Below are 5437 nucleotides of genomic sequence, written 5' to 3'. Positions count from 1 at the left end.
TCTGCGGCCGCTGAATCTGAAGGCCGTTGCCGACGCCATCCAGATGCATGAATCCACGGTGTCGCGTGTCACCGCCAACAAGTACATGGCGACAAATCGCGGCACATTCGAGTTGAAATATTTCTTCACGGCATCGATCCGTTCGGCGGATGGCGGTGAGGCGCATTCCGCCGAGGCCGTGCGCCACCACATCAAGCAGCTGATCGATTCGGAAGCGCCGTCGGCGATCCTGTCGGACGACACCATCGTGGAACGCTTACGCGCCTCGGGAATTGATATTGCCCGCCGCACGGTCGCGAAGTACCGCGAAGCCATGCGCATTCGGTCCTCGGTGCAGCGCCGCCGCGACAATATGTGGTCAACGATGAACAGTAGAGCATCGGGCGGAACTGGCCTCGATAAATAAACCCCCAGCTGTCGATTTAATCCGGAAGCGTAGCTTTGGAGGTCTCTGAAAGCGGGCCTTTGGAGCGAGATTGTTGATGGTGATGGAAGGAAGCTTCTGGCGCGGCATTTGAGGAGAGGTAGTATAGGCCGACTGCCGTCTAAGAGGGGCGAGCGTTTTCAGAGGCTCCGTCGGCGCCAAGCTCTTATTCCTCCCAAGTCCTCGCCTTGGCTTATTGTCGGCCGATATACGGCCCCGATCGGTAGCAGCCGGCTGATCTCGCACGCCAATGATCGCCACCACCTCTTCCGCGATAACTTTCCGGTTCGTTGCTACGCTGCACAACAAGGTTGTAGGGCGAATTATTGGCTTAACCATAATAGCTCGGCGCTAAATGTTGTAAAAACTACACTTGGAGCGCCCAGATTTTGGAAAATGAACAGGTTTTCGAGTGCGCAACTGTAGCCGCGCCCAGCATCGCCAAGTGCGGTTGGGCGGGATCGTCAGGATTGCGCCAAGTCGGGGCTGCTTAGGACCGGCGAGCTCATGGCGGCTTCAAGACAATCGACGACGTCCCGGCAGGAGGGACACATGACCTGGCTGAGCAGGGACAATCTGCCGAATGGCACGTGTTCTGACGAGGCGCATTCGAACTCGGCGGAAGCTAGCGACGCCGGCACACAAGTCGGCGTCGAACGCCATCGCTCATAGAGTCTTGAGATATTCGACAAGCGCTCGCCGTTCGGCGTCGGTCAACTCTGGTCCGATGATGCCGGGCGGCAGTTTCCTTAAGTCGGTTTCCTTACCCTCGAAAGAATGTCCGCGAGTGTTCCCAAGCAGCGACACATCGAAGTTCGTCAGACCGGCCGCACAGCTTTCGGACGACTGTGCTTTCGTCGCGAGCCCGACGTTGACCGGGTCGAACGCACGGCTGCCTACGCAAAACGACATCGGCCGCTTGGCGTGCGGCACCAGCATGTCTCTCAGGGTCGGAACAGACCCGTTGTGCAGATAAGGAGCTGTTGCCCAAACACCGTCCAATGGTCGCGCCCGGTACTGAGGCTGAAGGGCGAGAACAACTTCGTCCTTGCCGTTGCGGCTCGCACGCGCTTCGACATAGACGCGCTGGTTTTGGCAGTTCTTTCCCGGCCCCCACATCTGTCGCCTTGCTTTTCAGGAGTTCTGTTTGCAATGGTCCATTGGTCGATCGTCTTGCCAACCACGTCCATGAGCGCGAGTACAAAAAGAGGATCTGCCCCTTCATCTGCCAGAAGGCCGCAACCGCCTGCTTTGTTGAGGTCATCGGCAGGATTTAATGCGAGTGACACGGGTAGGTGAACGCGCCGTGTCGTCAGGACGTTCGATTGTTGGGGGGGCGGTGCCGATCGCCGAGACCGGCATCTGGACCAAGTTGAAATAATGGCGTCCGCCGATCTCCACCCAGTTCTTCTCGTTCTTGGCTGAACGATCGGGGTTCTCTGGGCTCCAGAACGAATCTTCCGGCCACTTTTTGTCGAAGGCAGCATCGTTGACCGGGCCTCGGTGGCATTCAAAGCAGTGAGCGCGATAAAGATCGCGACCTTGTTCGACGAGCCTTTCATCAATCGCCCAGGCCTGGTCACCGCGGAACTTCTCCGCTGCGTCCTTCCATCGGGGCGCTATGAGCCCGGTGAATTTTCTGACTCCCGTCGAAAAGGGATCGGTGCCGCGAAGAAGCTCTTCGAACCGCGCGATTTCGGACAGATGTATCGACGAGCCAAAAAGCGGCCGTCCAGGTGCGGCCGCTGTCATATTGATTTTCGCGCTGACACCAAGCGCCTCGCCTGAATTGCGAACAAGTTCGTTCAGAACAGAGGCGTCATACTGCGCCCAAAGGAAATACGGCGTGTCCCAGATCGGTGGAAAACTCACGGGCGCATCGTGGCGCGCGAAGTTGCCCTTAAGGAGTGGGTCCCTGAGTTTACCGGTCACGGGATCGAGTAGGTTGGTATAGAAAACCTGGTTCCCGATCCGGTTCAGCGCATCAAGTCGACCGAATCCTTCATCGAGATCCGCCACTCCCTGGCCCGTCAAAAGTCTGTCCGTCTCTGCCTTTTGGTTCTTGATCTTTTGAAGTGCTAGCTCAAGATCGCTTCGCAGCTGCTTTCGATCGACGCTCTGCCCTTTGATTTGCTCCAGCTTGCTGGCAAAAACGCTCAAAACGCCATGGCAAGATCAGCGTGTAACCGATCGACAGCCCGATGGCTCTTTCAACCTCGCCAAGATTGACCATCGCTGGCCCGCCGTCGAACCGGATGCTGACATTCTTGTATTCGAGATGCCCTGTATGACAAGCGGCGCAGGTTAGTCCGATCTGATCATCATACGGAGCGCCGGTCGTCGGATCGATACCGCCCTTGAGGATGGCAAAGCCGACCGGCAAAGCATTCGGATTCTCGGGCGGGCTTGGACTCCAACCGGGGTTCGCTGTGTCCCCATTCTGCGCATCCTCGTGATAACCGTATGCGGGCGCATGACCGGCGAAGTCCTTTGAGCCTGGGCTCGGAATGAAGCCGAGGCGCCGCAGGTAGTTCTCGTCGGTCAACTTCGTGTAAGAGAAGGACAGCTCCGGGCGTTCCAGGGCCAAAAACCACTGATAAGGGACAGGAATGGTCGCCGTCCCCTGCGATGTGTGGTGAAACCAGTAACGCTGGCGGGAGGTCCAATTTTGCGGCAGCCAATAAGCGCTTTCGATTTTTGATGGCTCCGGCAGGGTCGCAGGCAGCAATTGAGCGACCAGATTGGCGTCGTTCTTGATTTCAAGAGCTGCATCGCGAACCCTCTCCGGCGCGAAATACACCAGGCCGGCCGCCACGACCACAACAACGACGATTGCCAACAGCAGGCTGGTGATATGAGGCCAGCGCAGCGCCCGGGAATAAAGACGAGAGCCAAAAGAAGGTCTCCCAATAGCAGTACTCCATCTTCTCTTTCATGCGTCCAGTCGGTCCGGCACGCTGCCGGAAACTACGACCGTTTGTTATTTGTTCAGCAATTGGCTGTTGATGAAGGTGACTACTTCGATCGTCTCGGCTGCCGCGCGCCTGGTTATCGTCGCCGCGGCCGGGCCGCCGTGCAAAAAGGATGGGAACCAGCCGAAGTTGCGGACATTCCAGTTTTCTTTCGGCCAGACCGCGCGGTTCACGCCAAGCGGTGCGAAATTTGGTATTTTCCTGGGCGAGTGGCTGTGCTGTCTCGGTGTGACAGCTCACGCAATCGGTATTGAAGAAATGGCTCTTCTTCGGATCGGCAATGGTATTGACGATCTCGATGATGCGGTTGTTGGGCAGGTTCCCATCGATGAACTCGGAGGTCGAAACACCCTTACGATCAGCTTGGGGTAAGGGCGGATTTTGCAATGCCGCGTGTCGACAGCTGATCGGATTTTGATTGTTCGTGACCGGTTGCGGGACCACGTGCCTTTCGCCGATCGCGCTGAACATCTGTGCCGCGTGCATGCCATCAAGCGTCGGACCGGGCACTGCTATCAAGCCCGCTTGCGGGACCCTCAACATCGATACGAAAATCCACGGTTCGGGCGGTGCGATGCCCATCACTGCCATGGTGTTGAGTCGCTGCGGCGCGAGATGCTTCTCAAGCAAGGTCTTCAGCGCATCGCGAAACGCCTTCGCCGATGCCCCTACAAGACCCGGATGCACGTTCAAATCACCGGCAGTCGAGACCTTGACCTTACCAAAATCTCCGGCTGCGAGCTGATCGCGTAAGGTCGCGACGTCACGAACGATCGCCTTGAAGGCTTCATCGTCCGGTTTGAATCGCGGGAACGGCGCGCAACCGCCCAAAGGCGGATCCGCGTCGAGACTGAAGCTGAAGATAAGGTGGCCTGCGGTGTCGTGAACCTTGAAGCCGTCCGGGCCGTTGGTCACCGGCTGAATGATGAGGCGGATTTGCGGTTGCCGGCCAAATTTCGCGATGATCTCCGGCGACAATCCCGGCGCGCCCGGATCGATACGGATGCCGGCCACAAACCAGGCCTCGATCTTTTTCACTTCATCTGGAAACTGAATGTGCCGTGCACCTGAATCCGGCACGCTCGGATGCTCCGGACTTTCGGCATTGGCGATAAAGCGCGTGAAGTCCGCGTCGGAAAACAGCCGCTGCGGCGATCCCGTAGGGCCGGCGAGATCGGACACGGCGATCAGATTGGCGAGGTCGGCCGCCGATTTCGGCGGAGGAAAGAGAATAGACACATCATTGGGTGCAAGCGGCCTGGATGCTGCCTGCGCCGGAGCCGTTCCTACCTCTAAAGCAGCAGCCAACATCACCCCCGCCGCTAACAAGCTTGCAATCCGTCGACGAAACAGCGATCCGTGCATTTGACACCTCGCGATCATAGAAAACCCCCCTGTAAGACCAATACTTGAAACACAGCCCTCGAGAGCGGCGATCTCGCCGCTACGCGCCTCACCACAGCAATGTGGGCAACCGGACCAAACCGCTCATTCCTCACCATAGAATTGGCTTTGCAAGGTCTTCAGTTTGGTCGGATGCAACGCTTCCTCGATACACGCGAGGAACATCTCACTACGTGCATAGACCCACGCGGCGTCGCCTGGATGCGCCATATCCGTTTGCAGCGCGCGCACGGCTGTCCAGTCGTTCGCGCGATCCTTGAGCAACTCGAACAGCGTTCGGCGGTTGTCGGGTGGAGGTAACCGGCCGTCCTTATACCGGTGCAATCGGAAGTGGGCAAAAGTAACCATGGCCGAGATCTTCGCATCCCATAGCGCGTCGGGAAGCGTTAGCAGATCGAGTCCTTGCAGCTCGCCCAGCCGCTGCATTTGGTCCTGCGCTTCCTGATACTGCTCGCGGCCGACCAACTGATACATTCCTCGCGGGCGAAACAGCCAGCCGTCATCCGTTCCGGGCTGGTTGCCGAAGTCAGAGCTGGCCCCGGTTGTTTGGACAGCGCCCCGCTGGATTTAAGTGGATTCCTGCCGGGTTATGCTGAACGCGGGGCTTTACGATTTTGTCGTTGCGTCGGGAGGGCGT

At 58.1% G+C, this 5437-nt stretch carries 5 protein-coding genes and 1 pseudogene; 1 reads left to right on the top strand and 5 read right to left on the bottom strand.

Features of this window, described 5'->3' with window-relative positions:
- Nucleotides 1–406: pseudogene (locus tag QJT78_RS47930) on the top strand (RNA polymerase sigma-54 factor); the annotation flags it as partial.
- 684 nt (nt 407–1090) lie between these two features.
- Here the strand turns inward: QJT78_RS47930 and QJT78_RS47925 are convergent.
- From QJT78_RS47925 to QJT78_RS47905, 5 genes are all read right to left on the bottom strand, one after another.
- Nucleotides 1091–1543, bottom strand: a complete 453-nt coding sequence (locus tag QJT78_RS47925; protein ID WP_240537842.1) for a hypothetical protein — start codon at nt 1541–1543, stop codon at nt 1091–1093.
- A 141-nt stretch (nt 1544–1684) separates the two neighbouring features.
- On the bottom strand, nt 1685–2584 hold the full coding sequence (locus QJT78_RS47920) for a hypothetical protein (RefSeq protein WP_157790377.1): 900 nt from the start codon (nt 2582–2584) through the stop codon (nt 1685–1687).
- Nucleotides 2508–3263, bottom strand: a complete 756-nt coding sequence (locus tag QJT78_RS47915) for a hypothetical protein (RefSeq protein ID WP_157790378.1) — start codon at nt 3261–3263, stop codon at nt 2508–2510. Before QJT78_RS47915 ends, QJT78_RS47920 begins: the two co-directional genes overlap by 77 nt.
- Complete coding sequence (locus QJT78_RS47910; RefSeq protein WP_240537843.1) at nt 3184–4761, bottom strand: hypothetical protein; 1578 nt, start codon at nt 4759–4761, stop codon at nt 3184–3186. The genes QJT78_RS47915 and QJT78_RS47910 overlap by 80 nt, the downstream gene beginning before the upstream one ends.
- 123 nt (nt 4762–4884) lie before the next feature.
- Nucleotides 4885–5274, bottom strand: a complete 390-nt coding sequence (locus QJT78_RS47905) for a hypothetical protein (RefSeq protein ID WP_038945607.1) — start codon at nt 5272–5274, stop codon at nt 4885–4887.
- Between the last annotated feature and the right edge of the window lie 163 nt (nt 5275–5437).

This window comes from Bradyrhizobium sp. Mp27 (genome assembly GCF_029953005.1).
Taxonomy (GTDB): Bacteria; Pseudomonadota; Alphaproteobacteria; order Rhizobiales; family Xanthobacteraceae; genus Bradyrhizobium; species Bradyrhizobium barranii.
This window is presented reverse-complemented; position numbering and strand designations above follow the sequence as displayed.